Consider the following 17,848-nt stretch of genomic DNA (forward strand, 5'->3'; position numbering starts at 1 on the left):
GGGTATGTGGGATGAACACAGTTCCAGGTGCGTTTGAACGGATTGTAAATCAGACCGCCAGCTGGAAGCTGGTGTTGTCGATCGCCGAGGTATCGACACTGTCCAGATGGGCGATCTGGGTCGAATTGGCGGTCGATGCGTTTTCCATGCTGGTGGTGTACCAGATGTCGAGCCCGCCGCCGCCGTCGTCGATGGCGATGATGCCGTCGCCGGTGCCGCCGTAATCGTGGAAGGTGGCGCTCATGGCATTGGCGTTGCCGGCCTCGACATAATCCGACGCCGCCAGGGTGCCGCTGGAGCCCAGGCCGAACTGGGCATCCGACAGCGCCAGCACGTCGGAGCCGACGGCGAAGTCGGTGACCGTATCCTTGCCCACCATGTCGAGGACGAAGGTGTCGGCCTCGCTGCCGCCGGTGAGCTGGTCGTCGCCGGCCCCGCCCTGCAGCAGGTCGTCGCCGGCGCCGCCCGACAGCGTGTTGGAATTGCCCGAGAAGTCCTGGATGACGTCGTAGCCGGCACCACCGTCGGCGACCTTGCCCGCGGTGGTGCCGGCCAGCACCAGCAGGTCGGAATAGGTGGTGCCGGTCAGGCCGGCGGAATTGTCGATCTCGGACATCAGCGAGCCGGAATTGACGCCGAACGAGTTGTTGAACTCGGCCGTGGTCATGTTGTCGCTGCCGACGCCGAAGATGATGGTGCCTAGGTAGCCGGTATCGAGGGCCACCATTTCCGTGGCCGAGTCCAGCCGATAGGCCCCGGGCGAGGCATAGGCGTTGGCGATGGTGTCGCCGTCGGCCACCGAGAAATCGGTGATGGTGTCGCTTTGCAGTGTGGAGGGATGCTCCATGACGAACTGGTCGGCGCCGGTGCCGCCGGTGAAACTGTCGTCGCCCTCGCCGCCTGTCAGGGTGTCGTTGCCGGCGCCGCCGACCAAAGTATCGTCGCCGATGCCGCCGTCGAGAGTGTCGTTGTCGTCCTCGCCGTAGAGGACGTCGTCGCCGGCCCCGCCCTCCAGCGAGTCGGCGCCGACGGCACCGTACAGGGCGTCGTTGCCGTATCCGCCGGACAGCGTGTTGGCATTGGCGTCGCCGGTGATGTTGTCGGCGAAGTCCGAGCCGACCACCACCTCGATGTTGGTCAGGGTGTCGGTGCCGCCGGCATGGATGGCGCTGCTGGTGCCCAGGTTGACCGTCACCGCCGCCGCCCGGTCGGTGTAGGAAACGGTGTCGATGCCGGTGCCGCCGTCGATGACGTTGCTGCCGCCTCGGCCCTGGAACCGCTCGTCGCCGGTGCCGCCGGTCAGCGCGTCGTTGCCGCTGCCGCCGATGAGTGTGGTGACGTTGCTGACCGTCACCGCATCGCTGCCGACCGTGCCGGTCCCGGTGCCGAGGTCGAGGGTGACGGCGTTGGTGGCCTTGCGGAAATCGGCCTCGTTGGTGCCGGCCTCGCCGTCCATGGTGGCGACGCCCGACACCCAGACCAGCGTGTCGTCGCCGAAGCCGCCCAGCAGCGCGGTGTCGCCGGCCTTCGCCACCACCATGTCGTTGGCGCCGGTCTCGGCGCCGGCCCCGACCAGCGCCCGGCCCTCGATGTTGAAGCCGCTGCCCGGGTCCACAATCACCGCGCTGCCGCCGGTCATGTTGATGATGTAATCGCTGCCGTCGTACTCGATGGAGTCGAAGGCGTAGTCGTCGCCGTGGTCGGCGATGGCCACATACAGCGTGCCGCTGCCGCCGCTGCCGTGGATGCTGACGGTCTGGGGTCCCAGGCCGGTCAACAGGTAGTAGTCGGCGCCGCCGCCGCCGGACACCTCCGCCGGGGCGCTGCCGTCGAATTCGAAGGAATCGGCGCCGGTGGTGCCATCGATCACCTCTACCGCACTGATGGTGTCGGTGGTGGCGCCGCGCGTCACCGTGCCGGATGTGAAGTCGGCGACGATGGGCGTCGCGCTGGCGCTGTAATCGACCTTGTCGACCTCGGCGCCGCCGGTAAAGGCCACCGCGCCGGTGCCGTCGCCGACCGCCACCAGGGCGGAATTCCCGACCGCCAGGGCGCTGGCATCGATGGTCAGGGTGCCGGTGCCCGATTGCCAGACCGCCACCCACGGCGTGCCCAGCCCGGAGACATAGGCGTTGTCCACCGTGAAGGTGCTGGCGCCGCTGCCCATGAATTCGAAATTGATGACCTCGAAGATGGTGTTGTCGGCGGTGTCCACCGACGCCGTCTGGTTGAACACCAGCCTGGCCGTCGGGCCGGAAAAGCTGCCGACCGAGATGTAATCGGCCGCCGACCAGTCATCGACGGTGATGATTCCATAGCCGCTCTGGGTGACGGCGTAGAAGGAATCGTTGCCGGTTCCCAGGTTGATTATGGTGTCGCCCAGCGCCGCCACGTTCAGCACGTCGTTGCCGGCGGATCCGGTGATGGTATCCACCGCCGCGATCGAGACGCCGCCGGTCAGGGCATGGGTGGCATCCACCGTCACGGTCAGGGTGCCGCCGGAATTGGTCAGCACGTCGGCCAGCAGCGTGTAGGTGTCGGCGTCGAAGCTGGCGCTGGCGATGTTGGGATCGACCACCGAGATGCCGTCGAACTGGGCGGCGTAGGTGGTGATGTTGGCGACGCTGTCGGTGACCGTCATGGCGCCGCCGGCCGGGGTGAAGTGCAGCCCGGCGGCGTCGGCGGCGGTCAGGGTGCCGCTGCCGCTGGTCAGGGTGAACTGGGTCAGCCCGGCGCTGCTCAGGGTCGCCAGGTTGGCCGCCACGTCGGCGGCGTTGGAGATGTCGATGCCGACCAGGGTGCCCAGGCTGGAGGTGAACGAGCCGCTCAGAAAGGCCGCCGAGGTCGCGCCGGTATAGGTGTCGGCGGCGAAGGCGTCGCCGATGGTGGCCTGGGCGTTGGCGGCCAGGGCGCCGATATTGGCGGCCGGGTCGGGCAGGGTGATGCTGGTGTCGCTCACCACCTGGTTGACCACCGCCGTCTGGCTGGCCGCGTCCTCCAGGTCGAAGCCGGCGCCCAGCAGGGCCGCCTGGGTGGCGATGGCGTCCATGACATCGCCGGCGGTGACGCTGCCCGGCCCGGCCGAGGCGTTGATGGCGTCCTCGAGCACGTAGACGGTGGTCGCCAGTTGCACCCCGGCCTTCAGCACCGCCTTGGCGGTGGTGGGAGACGCCCCCGATAGCTCCGCCACCGGGTCGTAGCTGCCGAGATCGACGTTGGGCAGGTTCAGCGCAGTCTTCACGTCTGCCATGCCGGCCGCCGGATCGCCCGGATTCATGGCCACCGCCAGGGTGGTCAGCGGCGTGATCATGGCCCAGCCCTGGGCGGCGGTCAGGGTCATGGCCAGCGGCTGGCCGGTATCGGTGTCGGTGCCGCCGGTGGCGACCAGGTTGCCGCTGCCGGCGGCGATGGAGAAGCTGCCGTCCGCGGCGGTGGTGGCCGAGGTCTCGCCCGCATCGAACACGCCGTCGCCATCGGCATCGCGGAATACCGTGGCGCCATCGACATAGCCGTCGATGACCCGGCCGGTCTCCTGCGGCGTCGGGTCCGGCGTCGGAGGAGGCGGTGGTGGCGGCGGCGGCGGCGGCGGTGGCGGCGGTGGCGGTGGTGGCGGCGGCGGCGGTGGGGGCGGCTCCACCTGAATCACCGGGTCCGGCGCCAGCAGCGGCGGCGGCGGCGGCTGGGGCTCGGCCGCCTGGGGCTCGGCCGCCTGAGGTTCGGTCGGCTGAGGTTCGGTCGGCTGAGGTTCGGTCGGCTTGGGCTCGGCCGCCTGGGGCTCGGCCTTGGCCTCGCCCTTCGGTTCACCCTTGGGTTCGCCGCCGGCACCCTCGGCCTTGGCTTCGGCCGCCGGGGCCTTTTCCGGGCCGGCCGGGGCCTGCGGCTGGGCCGGGGCGGTGGGGACGTTCTGCATGGCCGGCGGCGGCGGCGCGTCGGGCGGGGGCAGGGCGGCGGCGGCGGCGGCGAAGCGGCCGGGATCGACGGCGGCGACCTGGATGGCGCCGCCCGAGAAGCCCGAGACACCCTGGCCGGGGGCGCTGACCACCGCGGTCTCGCCGGCGGCCGAGGTCAGGGCGATCTCGCCGACCGTGCCGCCGCGGTCGGGCAGCAGGGCGATGGACACCGAGCCGTCGGCGGCGACCTCGCCGGCCACGGTGGTGCCGCGGATGCCGATGGTCATGCTCGGGGTGACGATCTTCTGGGCGCCGGGCGCGGCATGGGCGACCTGGCCCGAGGCCAGCGAGAACTCGCCCTTCAGCAGCGACAGGGTGGCGGTGGCATTCTGCGGCGCGGTGGGATCGAAGACGAACTCGTCCAGCGTGACCTCGCCGCCCGAGCCCAGATGGAAGGTCGAGCGGTCGATGAAGACGATGCCGATCTCGGCGCCGTCTGTGGTCTTGACGGTGTCGCCCTGCAGCAGGGCGTCGCCCTTCTTCAGGATTTCGACGCGACCGTCGGCGTGGCGCACGGTGGCGTCGCCCCGGATCGTCTCGATCCAGCCGATCCTGGCGGTGGAAGCCGGTGCCTGCGAACGCGGGTCTGCCATTCTGGTTGCCCTGACGCATCAACGGGTCCGACGTCGCGGACCCTTTGGGAGCCTATTCTGCCCCGGTTAAGGCAGGTTATCAACGCAAAGCCTGAACCAGCTGGCATTATGTTAACTTATCCGTATAGAAATCCTTACCATACTTTCGGTCCGTTCGCGGTTCAGGAGTTGTCCCTTGTCGCGCTTTTCCGGCGTCTCCCGTGTCGCCCTGCTGGCCTGCGCCGGTCTCGGCCTCGCCGCCTGTGCCGTGCCCGAGCCGCTGAGCGACCTGTCCACCGCCCTGGCCCGCCATCGCCAGGAGCTGCCGGCCGAACTGGCGGCGCGGGCGCTCACCGTCGATGACGCGGTGCGCCTGGCGGTGACCCACAACCTCGATTTGCGGGTCAAGGCCATGGAGACCGAGCTGGCCGCCGGCAAGGCCCAGCTCGCCCGCTACGCCATGCTGCCGCAGGCGTCGCTCAGCGGCGCCGCCACCGTGCGCTCGCGGGTCAAGGAGACCACCTCGAAGGATACCGGCACCGGGGTCACCTCCGACGACTGGAGCACCTCCGAGGACCGCGCCTCGACCACCGCCGATCTGTCGCTGTCGTGGAACATGGTCGATCTCGGGCTGGCGGTGCTGCGCTCGGGCGAGGAGGACGACCGCGCCATCATCGCCGGCGAGAAGCGCCGCCGCGCCCTCCACGTGCTGGTCCAGGACGTGCGCATCGCCTATTGGCGGGCGGTGGTCAACGAGACCGCCGAGCGCCGCTACCGCGCGCTGGAAAACCGGCTGCAGGACTCGGTCGACAAGGCCCGCGCCGCCGAGGTGGCGCAGGTGGGCGATCCCAAGCAGCTGCTCAATCACCAGCGCGCCATCATCGACAACCTGCGCCAGATCGCCGAGATGCAGCGCCAGACCGCCACCTCGCGGGCCGAGCTGGCCGGCCTGATGGGTCTGACCTCGTCGGCCGGCTTCCGGCTGGTGGAGCTGGAGGAGGAGGATGGCGGCCTGACGGTGCGCGAGCCGGGCTCCGACATGGACGCCCTGGTCGCCGAGGCGCTGGCCGGCCGGCCCGAGCTGCGGGTGGACGAGAGCCAGTTCCGCATCGACGTCGACGAAGTGCGCGCCGAGATGCTGAAGACGGTGCCCGGCATCGGCCCGTTCCTGGGCGGCCACTTCGATTCCAGCTCGTTCGTCCGCAATTCCATGTGGGCCGATGCCGGCCTCAAGGTGGCGTGGAGCCTGTCGGATCTGATCAGCGCGCCGCGGCGCATCGGCAACGCCAAGGCCACTGCCGAGATCACCCGGGCGCGGCGCATGGCCACCGCCATGGCGGTGATGACCCAGGTGCACGTGGCCGACAGCCTGTACCGCCACGCCTACCGCGAATTCCGCCTCACCGAGCAGATGGCCGAGGTCGATGGCCGCCTGAGGAAGCTGTCGGGCGACGCCCGCAAGACCGGCAGCGGCAGCGAGATCGAGGAGATGAAGGCGCAGGCCGCCAGCACCCTGTCCTCGTTGCGCCGCCTGCTCATCTATTCCGACCTGGAGGGGGCGCGGGCCAAGCGGGATTCGGCGCTGGGCCGCAATCCGCTGCAGGAGCCGCCGTCGGTGGCCAAGGCGCCGGAACCCAAAATCAATGTGCCGGCGCCGGCGCCGGTCGAGATGGCGAAGGCGCCCGAGCCGGCGCCCGTCGAGATGGTGAAGCCGCCGGAACCCAAGCCGCCGGAGCCGGCCGTGGTGGTCGAGATGCCGCCGCCGCCCGAGCCGGTCGCCACCGTGGTCGAGATGCCGGCGCCGGCGCCACCCGCGCCGCCGCCGATGGCGTTGATTCCCCAGGCCGCCCTCGAACCCCCGCCGATGCCGGAACCGGCCATCATCCAGCCGCCGCCGGTTCCCGCCGCTCCGCGCCAGCTGGTCTACCTCGCCTCGTACCGTGACGAGGCGCGCGCCGCCCAGGTCTGGGCCGATCTGCGCCAGCGCAATCCGGCCCTCTCCGGCGAGCCGATGATGAAGCCGGTCGAATTGGGTTCGCGCGGCCGCTTCGTGCGCCTGTTCGCCACCGCCGCCGATGCCGCCGAGGCCACCCGCATCTGCGCCCAGTTGGCCCCCGCCGCCCCCGATTGCGGCGCCAAGGGGCGGGAATGAAACCCAAGGCCGACCGCGTCGAGCGCGACGCCAAGGTGGTGGCGCAGTGCCTGCGCCAGCAGGGCCAGCCGGTGTCGCCCACCGCCCTCGCCGAGGCGGTGCGGGCCAGCCGCGCCGAGGGGTTCGAGCAGGCCTGGACCGAGGCGCTGGAGCGCTTCGGCCTGGCCGCCCATGTGGAGATGGTGGCCGATCCCGGCGCCCTGCCCGACGATTTGATGCCCTGCATCGCCTTCACCGCCGAGGGCGCTTTGGTCCTGAGCCGGCGCATCCCCGGCCTGGCCGCCGCCCCGGTGCTGTTCGTGCGCCCGCGCCTGGACGAGGACGAGACCCAGGTGCCGACCTCGCTGGGGGCGCTGCTCGCCTCGTGGCGGCCCACCGTGTGGCGGGCCGCCCTGGCCGGCCTGCTGGCCAATCTGCTGGCCCTGGCCGCCCCCATCTTCTCGGCCCAGGTCTATGACCGCGTGCTGCCGCACGGGCTGCTGCGCAGCCTGCTGGTGATGGCCGCCGCCTTCGCCGCGGCGGCGCTGTTCGAGCAGGCGTTCCGCCGCCTGCGGGCGCTGTTCGTCGAGGACGCGCTGCATGCCGGCAACATCCGCCTGGCCACCGCCACCCATCGCCGCGTGCTGGCCACCCGCTACGAGGGGGCGACGCCGCCGCCCGGCCAGCTGCTGCGGCTGCTGCAGGATTACGACACCATCCGCGACGGCTTCGGCGCGGCGGCGGTATCGCTGCTGGCCGACCTGCCCTTCCTCGGGCTGTTCCTGATCGGGCTGCTGCTGTGCGACCCCATGGTGGCGGCGGCGGTGGTGGCCATGAACCTGCTGATCGCCGCCCTCAACCTGCTGACGCTGCACCGCCAGCGGCAATTGCAGCGCTCGCTGTCGGCGGCTTCGGCGCGGCGCAACCAGGCCAGCTGGGAGGCCTTCGCCGACCCCGAGGCGGCGCGGCGCATCGGCGCCTCGGCCCTGCTGCAGGCGCGCTTCCGCCATGCCGCGCTGGCCCATGCCGCCACCACACGGGCCATCCGCACCCTGGCGGCCTGGCGCGGGCACCTGGGATTGCTGGCGCAGAATCTCGCCGTGCTGGGCGCCGTCGGCCTGGGCGGCTGGGAGGCCATCCAGGGCGGCATGTCGGCCGGGGTGATCATCGCCGCCACCATGCTGGCCACCCGCTTCACCGGCGCCACCATGCAGATCCTGGCGGTGGTGCCCCAGGGCATCGCCGCGCTGGTGGCGCTGAAATCGGTGCGCGAGGCCACCAGCCGGCCGACCGAGCGGGGACGAGGCAAACTGGTGCACAAGCCCACCGCCGAGGGCCGGGTGACGGTCGAGGCGGTGGTGGTGCGCTATCCCGGCGCCGCCCATCCGGCGCTGTCCGAGGTCTCGCTGACGCTGGCCCCGGGCGAGCGGCTGGCGGTGGTCGGCCCGCCCGGTTCGGGCAAGAGCACGCTGGAGAAGCTGCTCACCGGCATGCTGACGCCCGAGAAGGGGCGGGTGCGCCTGGACGACGTCGATCTCGCCGCCCTCGACCCCGCCGATCTGCGCCGCCACGTCACCACCTGCCCGCAGACGCCGCTGCTGTTCTCGGGCACGGTGCGCGACAATCTGTCCCTGGACGGCACCCTGTCCGACGAGGCCATGGTGGCGCTGCTGGCCGCCCTCGGCGCCGAGCAGGTGATGCCGCCGGGCATGGGCCTGGAATTCGAGGTCGCCGATGGCGGCCGCAACCTGTCGGGCGGCCAGCGCCAGTTCCTGTCCCTGGCCCGCGCCTGCCTGCGCCCGGCCCCGGTGATGATCCTGGACGAGCCCACCAACGGCCTCGACGAGGCCAGCGAGCGCCGCGTCGTCGGGGTGCTCGACCAGATCGCGCAGGGGCGCACCCTGGTGCTGATCAGCCACCGCGCCGCGGTGCTGACCCTGGCGCGGCGCACCGTCGCCATGAATCGCGGCCGCCTCGGCGCGGTCGAGGCGGCGCGGGCGGGGGTGCGGGCATGACCCGGAAAACGCCGCGCAAGGGCACTGTCAGCGCCGCCGCCTCGGCCTTCCGCGATCCGGTGTTCGGCACCGCGCCCAGGCTCACCCCGGCCTCGGCCACCGCCCTGCTGGTGTGGGCCGCCCTGACCTTCGCGGTGCTGCTGGGCGGCGCGGCGGTGCTCGACATCGACGATGTGGTGGCGGTGCCGGTGCGGGTCGAGCCCTCCAGCCAGGTCCGCCACATCCAGCATTACGAGGGCGGCACCGTGCGCGAGATCCTGGTGCGCGAGGGCGACGAGGTCGAGGAGAACGCGGTGCTGCTGCGCCTGGTCAATTCCCAGGGCGCCCAGGACTACGCCGAGCGTTGGGCGCGGTGGTCGGCGGCCAAGGCCCGGGTCGCCCGGCTGCAGGCCGACCTGGCCGGCACCGCCGCCATTTCCTGGCCGGCCGACGTCAAGGTCGATGCCGACACCATGCGCCGCGAGGTCGCCGTCCACAGCGAGCGCCTGGCCCACCGCACCGATCAGATCGCCGTGATCAGCCGCGAGATCGAGCGTCGCCGCCGCGAGATCGTCGAGATGGAGACCCGGGGCGACGGCCTGTCGCGCACCGTCGCCAAGATCGCCGAGGAGATGGCGATCAAGACCCGCGCCCTGGAAGCCGGCGTCGCCGGCCGCGACGAGGTGATGCGCCTGGAACGCGAGCAGCTGACGCTGCAGGGCGACCGCGCCACCATCAGGGAATCGGTCGAGCGCCTGCGCGCCCAGCTGCGCGAATCGGAAGCCAAGCTGGCCGAGTTCGAACGCGGCTGGCGGGCCGGGGTGCTCGACGAGATCGCCAAGGTGGAGAACGAGATCCGCGCCCTCGGCATGACCATGGCGGTGGCCGGCGACCGCGAGGTGCGCAGCGAGCTGCGTTCGCCGGTCCACGGCATCGTCAAGTTCAGCGCCATCACCAGCGTCGGCCAGGTGGCCAAGCCGGGCGACACCCTGCTCGACATCGTGCCGCTGGACGACGTGCTGGTGGTCGAGGCCCGGGTTCCGCCCCAGGATATCGGCCATGTCCGCACCGGCCTGCCGGCCTCGGTCCGCCTCACCGCCTTCGACCCGTTCCGCTTCGGCAGCCTGGACGGCGAGGTCACCATGGTCGGCGCCGACGCCCTCGACGATGCCCGCACCGGCGCCACCTATTACAAGGCGGTGATCGCCGTGCACCAGTCGCGGCTGAAGGACGGCAGGGGCCGCGAACACGCCATCCGCCCCGGCATGGTCGGCACCGCCTCGGTCATCGTCGGCCAGAAATCCATCCTGCGCACGGTGCTGGAACCGCTGCTGAAGGATTCGCGGCTTTAGGCATACCGCCTCGGGGTGATGGCGCCCCGGTCCGGCACGCCCCATCTCCCTGTCATGGATGGAGCGGAAAGGGCTGGGAAACAGCCAAGGCCGCGAAAGCGGCGGAAGCGGTTCCCCGACCTCGACCAATCCACCCGAAGGAAGGCCCGGCTTTTTACGAAGTCGGGCCTTCCGCTTTCCGGTTCACGCCGCCCGGACGCCGCCCAGGAAGTCCTCGACCGACCGGCGCAGGCTGTCGTTCTCGCCCAGCAGCTGGCGCGCCGCCGTCTCCACCCGGTGGGCCATGGCGCCGTTGCGCCCGGCGGTTTCCACCACGTCGCAGATGTTGGCCGCCACCTCGCGGGTGCCGACCGCGGCGGAATCGATGTTGCGCACCACTTCCTGCATGGCCGCGCCCTGTTCCTCGATGGCGCCGGCGATGGCCGAGGCCATCTCGCTCATCTCGTTGATCACCCCGGTGATGCGCTGGATGGCGTCCACCGCGCCGTGGGTCTCGGCCTGGATGGCCTGGATCTGGGCGCCGATCTCGCCGGTGGCCTTGGCGGTCTGGTTGGCCAGCGCCTTGACCTCGTTGGCGACCACGGCGAAGCCCTTGCCGGCCTCGCCGGCGCGGGCGGCCTCGATGGTGGCGTTCAGCGCCAGCAGGTTGGTCTGGCCGGCGATGTCGTTGATCAGGCCCACCACCTCGCCGATGCGGGCGGCGCTGGCGGCCAGGGCCTCCATCTTGTGGTTGGTGGCGGTGACCTCCTCGACGGCGCTGGCCGAGATGGTGGCCGAGCGGCTGACCTGGGCCGAGATCTCCTGGATCGCCGCCGTCATCTGGTTGCCGGCGGCGGCGATGGTGGCGACGTTGGTGCTGGCCTCCTCGGTGGCCGAGGACACCGCGGCGCACTGGCGTTCGGTCTCGTCCGCCCCGGCGCTCATGGCCTGGGCCAGCTCGCCCATGCGGGCGGCGGCCTCGGCCACCGTTCCCATGACGGCGACGACGGCCTGGTCGAACACCCGGGTCAGGTCGTCCATGCGCTCCTGGCGGCGGGCGCGGCGGGCGATCGCCTCCTTCTCGGCCGCCTCCAGGCGCAGCCGCTCGACGGCGTTGCGGCGGAAGATTTCGACCGCCCCGGCCATGGCGCCGATCTCGTCGCCGCGCCCGAGGCCGGGGATGTCCACCTCGAGACGGCCGCCGGCCAGCTCGACCATGGTGCCGGTCATGGCCACCAGCGGCCGGATGACGCGGCGCATCAGCACTGCGACGCCGCCCAGGGCCAGCGCCAGGGCCAGCGCGGCGACGGCGTATTCGAGGGCGGTCAGGCCCGACACCTGGCCGGCGGCATAGGCCTCGGTCTCGGCGCCCAGGCGGTTGGCGCCGGCGACGACGTCGTCGACCACCGCCCGGTGCTGGCCGTACAGCCGGGTGAGCTCGCCGTAGGATTGCCGCGCCGCCGCGTCGTCGCCCGCCGCCAGGGCGGGCAGGAAGGTGCCCTCGAGTTCGGTCCAGTACCGTTCGACGAAGGCATGGGACCCCACCGTCAGCTTCTCGCGCAGGACCGGGTCCATCTCGCGGGCCGACCAGAAGGCCTGGCGGGTCTGGTAATCCTGGCGCAGCACCTTCAGGCGCTCGGCCCGGGCCGGAGCCGAGGCCGGATCGTTCAGGGCCAGGGTGGTTTCCAGGTAGGACTCGATGATGTAGGCCGGTGGCGGCAGGATGTCGGCCACCAGATCCTTGACATCGACGATCCGGCCGTAGACCGGGCCGCCCACCTTGAGCCGCTCGATGGTCACCACGCTGGTCGCCACCAGGCCGATCAGGGTGGCCACCAGGACCGCGCCGAGCACCGTGATCAGCGCTCCGATCTTCACCGATTTCATCGTCCGCCTCCTGCCATCCATCCCATACGGAAAGCGGGCCGACTCTAGCGGGAGTCCATGGCAGGCCGATGTCGGGACCGCGACCGAATCGTTAAACCGTCCCACGTTATTCCTGCATGGCGGCACGGACCCCGGCGCGACCGGGTGTAATTTGACATTTCGGCGACAAACCGCGATCATCGCCCCACATATCCCGAACCGAGCCGATCCCGGCTCGTGGTGTGGTGATCCTGAAATTCGCAGCAGGTTGCGAACTTCAGAATCACCACACGGTTCAACAAAGTCGTGGCCTGCTTATCCCCGAATTTCGTCCTGCGGATTTCGGGGGTGGGACACGAGGGGTCTGGGAGGGTTGGAATGACCGCTTCTCCTGGCACCGTGGTGCCCTTTCCCGCATTGGACGCCAATTCCCTGACCTGGCATCTGCGCGGTCTCACCAACGCCGCGCGCATGTCCACGCTGCTGCTGTCGCGCATCGAGTCCGGCGCCCGATCCGTGCGGGCGGACGGAGCCGAGCAGCTGGCCTTCGCCCGCAAGGCCGACGCCGTCGCCGACGTGCTGACCCGGCTGTCTTTGCAGCTGAGCGACATGCGCGCCCGCATCCGCGGCCTGGTCGAGGACATGGACCGCGACTGAGGGCCTCGCCTCCCCCTTCCGCGCCGGCGCAACCTGGGGTACAAGGTGGCCGCGCCACGAGAAGGGGGAGGCCATGTCCCACGAACGGAACCCGGCCGCCGGCCTGGTCGAGACCACCATCGAACGGTTCCTGTTCTGGGGACGCTGGCTGCTGGCCCCGCTTTACGTCGGGCTGACGCTGCTGCTGCTGGCATTCGGCTTCAAGCTGCTCCAGGAGCTGGTCCATCTGGTGCCGCGCCTGCCGGCCATGACCGAGGCGGATCTGGTGCTGACCGCGCTGGGCCTGATCGACCTCGCTCTGGTCGCCAACCTGGTGGTGATGGTGGTGCTGTCGGGCTACGAGAACTTCGTCTCGCGCATCGAGGCGGCGAGCGGCGGCGACCAGCTGTCGTGGATGGGCAAGGTCGATGCCGGCACCCTGAAGATCAAGGTGGCCGCCTCCATCGTCGCCATCTCGTCGATCCACCTGCTGAAGGCCTTCGTGAACGCCCAGGAAATCGCCAACGACAAGCTGCTGTGGCTGGTGGTGATCCACCTCGCCTTCGTGGTCTCGGCGCTGATCCTGGCCTATGTGGACAAGATCGCCTTCGCCATGCACCGCAGCCACGACTGAGGCGGAACGCACAGCTTGGCGCTTCCCCATCGGGGCACGGGCGTATAGCATTCGGGATACACGGGAGGCCGCCCGGGACAGGGCGGCTTTGGGGGTCGGCACAGTGGTCTGGACGAAACTGCGATATTCGTCGCGGGTGTTGGTCACCATCCTGGTTGCGGCACTGGTGGCGGTGGTGGCGGTGTTCGTCGCCCGCGAGGTGTCGGGCCAGTGGGCCCAGCACCAGGGCGCCCGCGAGATGCTGGTGGTCAACGCCACCGTCGACAATCTGCTGCAGGCGGCCCAGAACCTGGCCTTCGAGCGCGGCCGCACCAATGTCGTGCTGACCGCCGCCGGCCCGGTGGGCGACGACAATCGCGCCTTCCTGGCGGCCCGCCGCCAGGCCTCGGAAGAGGGCCTGGCCGCCGCCTTCGCCCTGCTGCGCGACAATGGCGGACCGGACCTGGCGGCGGTGCAGGACGGCCATCGCCGGGTTGCGGCGCTGCGGCTGGAAGCCGACGCGGCCATGGCGCTGCCGCGCGAGCAGCGCCCGCCCGATCTGGCGAAGCGGTGGGTCGGCGCCCTGACCGCCTTCCTGAAGGACATCACCGGGCTGGTCGCCGCCACCGCGCAGCAGCGCGACCGCTTCCTGCCGGCCTTCCGCGACCTGAGCCGCATCAAGCTGCTGGCCTTCGACCTGCGCGAGGCGGTCGGGCTGGAATCGTCGCGCTATGCCGCCGCCCTGGCGGGCAAGCCGCTGGACGCAGCCACCCTGGCCGATTCCATGGCCCTGCGCGGGCGCGGCGACGCCGCCTGGGATGCGCTGCGGCGCGAGGTCGAGCTGACCCGCAGCACCGGGCTGGCCGAGGCGCTGGCGGCGGTCGATACCGAATTCTTCCGGCGCTTCCGGCCGGTCGAGGACGCCGTCATCAAGGCGTCGCGGGACGGCGGGCCGCCGCCGGTCACCACCGCCGAGTACACCCGCGCCGCGGTGCCGGCGCTGGATTCCATCGCCGGGTTCCTGAAGGCTGCCACCACCGAGAGCGCGACCTTCGCCGCCGCCCACGCCGCCCGTGCCGAGCGGCGCATGACGCTGTCCCTGGCGGCCGGCGGGGTGGCGCTGGTGGTCGGGCTGGCGGCGCTCTACGTCATCATCATCCGCCTGCTGCGCCCGCTGGGCCACATCCAGCGCGACCTGCAGGCCCTGGCGGCGGGGAATGTCGGCATCGCGCAGGCGCCCAGCGCCCGTACCGACGAGATCGGCCGGATGGCCAACGCGGTCATCGCCTTCCGCGACAGCCTGGTGGACCGCCGTCGGCGCGAGCACGAGGTCCACGACCTGGCCGCCAAGATGCAGGCCATCCTCGACAACACCCCGGCGGGGATCATCATCCTGGCCCCCGACCGCACCGTGCGGGAGGTCAACGGCACCTTCTGCGCCATGGTCGGCCTCGGCCGCGACCAGCTGATCGGCAACACCACCCGGGCCATCTACCGCTCCGACGCCCAGTACGACGAGATCGGCCGCGCCGCCTATCCGCAGCTGCTGGCCGGCGAGACCTTCCGGGCGGATCTGGAGATCGAGCGCGCCAACGGCCCCCGCCTCTGGGTCCACGTCGCCGCCCGGATGATCAATCCGGACGCGCCGGATCTGGGCATCGTCTGGGTCGTCGATGACATCACCCGCCAGAAGACCATGGAGATGGAGCTGCGCCGCTCCAACGACGAGCTCGAACATTTCGCCTATGTCGCCTCGCACGATCTGCGTCAGCCCCTGCGCACCATCAGCGGCTTCGTCACCCTGCTGGCCCGCAAGCTGGGCGACCGCTGCGACGCCGAAGAGAAGGAGTGGCTGGATTTCGTGGTCAAGGGCGCCTCCCGCCTCGACCGCATGATCGTCGCCCTGCTGGACTATTCCCGCATCGGGCGCGAGGGGGTCCGTCCGGCCGAGGTCGATCTGGCAGTGGCGCTGGACCGCGCGGTGCAGGGGCTGGGCGCCGACATCGAGGCGGCGGAGGCGACGGTGTCCCTGCCCGAATCCATGCCCGCCGTCATCGGCTCCGAGGCCGAGATGGAGCGGCTGTTCCAGAACCTGATCGCCAACGCGCTGAAGTTCTGCCGCCCCGACGCGCCGCCGGCGATCGCGGTGGCGTGCCGCGACGGCGGCGACCACTGGGTGATCTCGGTGACCGACAACGGCATCGGCATCGCCGAGAATGAGATCGGCCGGCTGTTCGGGGTGTTCTCGCGCCTGGTCAGCCACGAGCAGTACGAGGGGACCGGCATCGGCCTGGCCGCCTGTCGCAAGATCTGCGAGCACCACGGCGGCCGCATCTGGGTCGAATCGCAGCCCGGCACCGGCAGCACCTTCTCGTTCGCGCTGCCCAAGACCCCGGATGCGGCCTGAGGGGGGGCGGCCCCGGCCTTGACAATTGCCTTCCCTCCGGCGGGATGATAATCCCTCAGCCCATGTCTGTGGCCGCCCCGTCCCGCCGCGCCGAAACCCTGGCCTACGGCCTGATCGTCCTGGTCACCCTGTGGCGCCTGGCGCTGCTGGCCTTCGACCCGCCCAACCTGTCGTTCGACGAGGCGCAGTACTGGGCCTGGGCGCAGACCCTGCAGCTCGGCTACTACTCGAAGCCGCCGCTGGTGGCCTGGGTCATCGCCGCCACCACCGCCATGTTCGGCGACGGCGAGGGGGCGGTGAAGCTGGGCTCGGCCCTGGCCCATCTCGGCACCGCCCTGGTCCTGGTGAGCCTGGGCCGGCGGCTGTTCGGCGGCAGCGCCGGGGCCTGGGCGGGGGCGGCGTGGATCTCGCTGCCGGCGGTGTCGCTGTCGTCCCTGGTCATCACCACCGATCCGTTCCTGCTGCTGGCCTGGGCGGCGGCGCTGCTGTTCCTGGTCGAGGCCGAACGCGCCGGCCCCGGTCCGAACCGCTGGTGGGTGCTGCTCGGTTTGGCCTTCGGCATCGGCCTGCTGGCCAAATACGCCATGGCCTTCTTCGTGCTGTCGCTGGCGGTCTGGCTGGCCTGGGACCGCGAGGCGCGGCGGCTGCTCCGGGGCGGCGGGCCGTGGCTGGCGCTCGGCCTCGGGCTGCTGGTCTACGCCCCCAACGGGCTGTGGAACGCCGCCAACGGCTTCGTCTCCTACGCCCATACCCGCGACAACGCCAATCTGGGCGGCAGCTTGTTCCATCCCGACAAGCTGGCGGAATTCGTCCTCGGCCAGGCGGCGGTGTTCGGCCCCATCCTGATCGCCGTGCTGGCGGCGGCGCTGGTGCCGGCCTTCCGCGCCGGGGCCGACCGCCGCGTCCGCCTGCTCGCCGCCTTCGCGCTGCCGGTGCTGGCGGTGATGACCGCCGAAAGCCTGCTGTCGCGCGCCAACGCCAACTGGACGGCGCCGGCCTATGTCGCCGCCACCCTGCTGGTGTCGGCCTGGCTGGCGGCGCGGGCGCCGCGCCTGGCCGCGCTTTCGGTGGCGCTGCACCTGGCGGCGGCCGGGCTGGTGGTCAATCTCGACGCCCTGCGCCCGGTGCTGGGGCTGCCCGACAGCGCTCGCTGGGACATCGAGAAGCGGATCAAGGGCTGGGACGAGGTCGGCCGTCAGGTCTCCGCCATCCTGGCCGCCCACCCCGGCGCCCGGCTGCTGGCCGACGAACGCAAGGTGCTGGCGACGCTGACCTATTACGTCCGGCCGCATCCCTTCGACGCGGTCAAGTGGAACCCCACCGGCGCCGTCCGCGACCATTTCGACCAGACCACCCGGCTGGAAGCCGGCGCCGCCGAGACCATCTTCGTCACCGAGGATTCGTTGCTCCCGGGCGACCTGCCCCGGCGCTTCGCCACCGTCGAGAAGCTGGCCGACATCCACGTCCCCATCCATGCCGATTATGCCCGCGACCTGACGGTCTGGCGGCTGGCCGGGTTCAAGGGATACGACCGATGACCAACCCGTTGGCGCGCCTGTGGCACTCCATCGAGGCCCATCCCTGGCGCTGGACGGCGGCGCTGGTGGTGCCGCTGATCCTGCTGCCGCAGATCGACCTCACGGTGTCGGGCTGGTTCTACCTGCCCGAACGCAAGATGTTTCCCGCCCGCAGCGAGCCCTTCTACGAATGGGTGCGCCGCTCCATGCCCTATTTCCTGTTCGCCGGCCTGGGCTATGTCGGCGTGGTGTGGGCGGCGGGGCTGTGGCTGAAGGAGGCCATCTTCGGCATCACCGGCCGGGTCGCCGCCTATCTCGCCCTGACCATGGCGCTGGGTCCGGGGCTGGTGGTCAACCTTATCCTCAAGGATTCGTGGGGGCGGCCGCGCCCGTCCACCATCCGCGAGTTCGGCGGCGAAAACTATTTCGTGCCGCCGCTGGTGCTGTCGGACCAGTGCGACAGGAACTGCTCGTTCTCGTCGGGTCACGGCGCGCTGGGGTTCTGGCCGGTGGCGGTGGCGCTGCTGGCACCGCCCGCCTGGCGTCCGGCGGCGGTGGCGGCGGCCCTAGGGTTCGGCATGATGGTGGGATTCGTGCGCATCGCCCAGGGCGGGCACTTCCTGTCCGACGTGGTGTTTTCGGCGATCATCACGGTGGCCATCATCCGTTGGCTGCACAAGCGGATGATCGAATCAGATCAACCCCGGCGGCAGGCGGACGCGGCGGCCGTCATCGAAAAATAATAGGGCGATTCCGGGGGATTCGTCGCAAGCCCCTAGGCGCAGGCGAGATTCTCGGGTAATGATATAGGTTCAGACCGTGCTTCGCGCC

At 71.0% G+C, this 17,848-nt stretch carries 10 protein-coding genes; 8 read left to right on the forward strand and 2 right to left on the reverse strand.

Annotation, left to right across the window (positions count from 1 at the left end):
• Positions 1 to 49 precede the first annotated feature (49 nt).
• The gene (locus tag MTBUT4_RS19760) at positions 50 to 4,543 is read right to left on the reverse strand and encodes a FecR domain-containing protein (protein WP_173977636.1); all 4,494 of its coding nucleotides are present in this window, start codon (positions 4,541 to 4,543) and stop codon (positions 50 to 52) included.
• Between the two features lie 175 nt (positions 4,544 to 4,718).
• Between MTBUT4_RS19760 and MTBUT4_RS00155 the strand changes: the two genes are divergently transcribed.
• Genes MTBUT4_RS00155 through MTBUT4_RS00165 form a run of 3 tightly spaced genes read left to right on the forward strand, consistent with a single transcriptional unit; the run spans position 4,719 to position 9,999 of the window.
• Positions 4,719 to 6,674 (forward strand): TolC family protein, encoded by a 1,956-nt coding sequence (locus MTBUT4_RS00155; RefSeq protein WP_173977637.1) that lies wholly within the window; start codon positions 4,719 to 4,721, stop codon positions 6,672 to 6,674.
• Positions 6,671 to 8,668: a peptidase domain-containing ABC transporter gene (locus tag MTBUT4_RS00160; RefSeq protein ID WP_173977638.1), complete on the forward strand. Its 1,998-nt coding sequence runs from the start codon at positions 6,671 to 6,673 to the stop codon at positions 8,666 to 8,668. The genes MTBUT4_RS00155 and MTBUT4_RS00160 overlap by 4 nt, the downstream gene beginning before the upstream one ends.
• Positions 8,665 to 9,999 carry an HlyD family type I secretion periplasmic adaptor subunit gene (locus tag MTBUT4_RS00165; protein ID WP_173977639.1) on the forward strand — a complete coding sequence of 445 codons (1,335 nt, stop codon included), beginning with the start codon at positions 8,665 to 8,667 and terminating at the stop codon, positions 9,997 to 9,999. The genes MTBUT4_RS00160 and MTBUT4_RS00165 overlap by 4 nt, the downstream gene beginning before the upstream one ends.
• A 183-nt stretch (positions 10,000 to 10,182) precedes the next feature.
• Here the strand turns inward: MTBUT4_RS00165 and MTBUT4_RS00170 are convergent, their stop codons facing one another.
• The gene (locus tag MTBUT4_RS00170; RefSeq protein ID WP_173977640.1) at positions 10,183 to 11,865 is read right to left on the reverse strand and encodes a methyl-accepting chemotaxis protein; all 1,683 of its coding nucleotides are present in this window, start codon (positions 11,863 to 11,865) and stop codon (positions 10,183 to 10,185) included.
• A 357-nt stretch (positions 11,866 to 12,222) separates the two neighbouring features.
• Between MTBUT4_RS00170 and MTBUT4_RS00175 the strand changes: the two genes are divergently transcribed.
• The 5 genes from MTBUT4_RS00175 (at position 12,223) to MTBUT4_RS00195 (ending at position 17,760) form a co-directional block, all read left to right on the forward strand.
• Complete coding sequence (locus MTBUT4_RS00175) at positions 12,223 to 12,501, forward strand: hypothetical protein (RefSeq protein WP_173977641.1); 279 nt, start codon at positions 12,223 to 12,225, stop codon at positions 12,499 to 12,501.
• Between the two features lie 73 nt (positions 12,502 to 12,574).
• On the forward strand, positions 12,575 to 13,114 hold the full coding sequence (locus MTBUT4_RS00180) for a TIGR00645 family protein (RefSeq protein ID WP_173977642.1): 540 nt from the start codon (positions 12,575 to 12,577) through the stop codon (positions 13,112 to 13,114).
• A gap of 103 nt (positions 13,115 to 13,217) precedes the next feature.
• Positions 13,218 to 15,500 carry an ATP-binding protein gene (locus tag MTBUT4_RS00185; protein ID WP_173977643.1) on the forward strand — a complete coding sequence of 761 codons (2,283 nt, stop codon included), beginning with the start codon at positions 13,218 to 13,220 and terminating at the stop codon, positions 15,498 to 15,500.
• Between the two features lie 62 nt (positions 15,501 to 15,562).
• Positions 15,563 to 17,038, forward strand: coding sequence for a glycosyltransferase family 39 protein (locus MTBUT4_RS00190; protein WP_173977644.1), 1,476 nt, complete (start codon positions 15,563 to 15,565; stop codon positions 17,036 to 17,038).
• Positions 17,035 to 17,760: a phosphatase PAP2 family protein gene (locus MTBUT4_RS00195; RefSeq protein ID WP_173977645.1), complete on the forward strand. Its 726-nt coding sequence runs from the start codon at positions 17,035 to 17,037 to the stop codon at positions 17,758 to 17,760. The genes MTBUT4_RS00190 and MTBUT4_RS00195 overlap by 4 nt, the downstream gene beginning before the upstream one ends.
• Positions 17,761 to 17,848 lie beyond the last annotated feature (88 nt).

Source organism: Magnetospirillum sp. UT-4 (assembly GCF_902729435.1).
GTDB lineage: Bacteria > Pseudomonadota > Alphaproteobacteria > Rhodospirillales > Magnetospirillaceae > Magnetospirillum.

What these genes read in the sequence shown, in the direction of transcription:
- MTBUT4_RS19760 (WP_173977636.1), bottom strand. Translation starts at nt 4,543, where the DNA reads ATGGCAGACCCGCGTTCGCAGGCACCGGCTTCCACCGCCAGGATCGGC.
- MTBUT4_RS00160 (WP_173977638.1), top strand. Translation starts at nt 6,671, where the DNA reads ATGAAACCCAAGGCCGACCGCGTCGAGCGCGACGCCAAGGTGGTGGCG.
- MTBUT4_RS00165 (WP_173977639.1), top strand. Translation starts at nt 8,665, where the DNA reads ATGACCCGGAAAACGCCGCGCAAGGGCACTGTCAGCGCCGCCGCCTCG.
- MTBUT4_RS00170 (WP_173977640.1), bottom strand. Translation starts at nt 11,865, where the DNA reads ATGAAATCGGTGAAGATCGGAGCGCTGATCACGGTGCTCGGCGCGGTC.
- MTBUT4_RS00175 (WP_173977641.1), top strand. Translation starts at nt 12,223, where the DNA reads ATGACCGCTTCTCCTGGCACCGTGGTGCCCTTTCCCGCATTGGACGCC.
- MTBUT4_RS00180 (WP_173977642.1), top strand. Translation starts at nt 12,575, where the DNA reads ATGTCCCACGAACGGAACCCGGCCGCCGGCCTGGTCGAGACCACCATC.
- MTBUT4_RS00190 (WP_173977644.1), top strand. Translation starts at nt 15,563, where the DNA reads ATGTCTGTGGCCGCCCCGTCCCGCCGCGCCGAAACCCTGGCCTACGGC.
- MTBUT4_RS00195 (WP_173977645.1), top strand. Translation starts at nt 17,035, where the DNA reads ATGACCAACCCGTTGGCGCGCCTGTGGCACTCCATCGAGGCCCATCCC.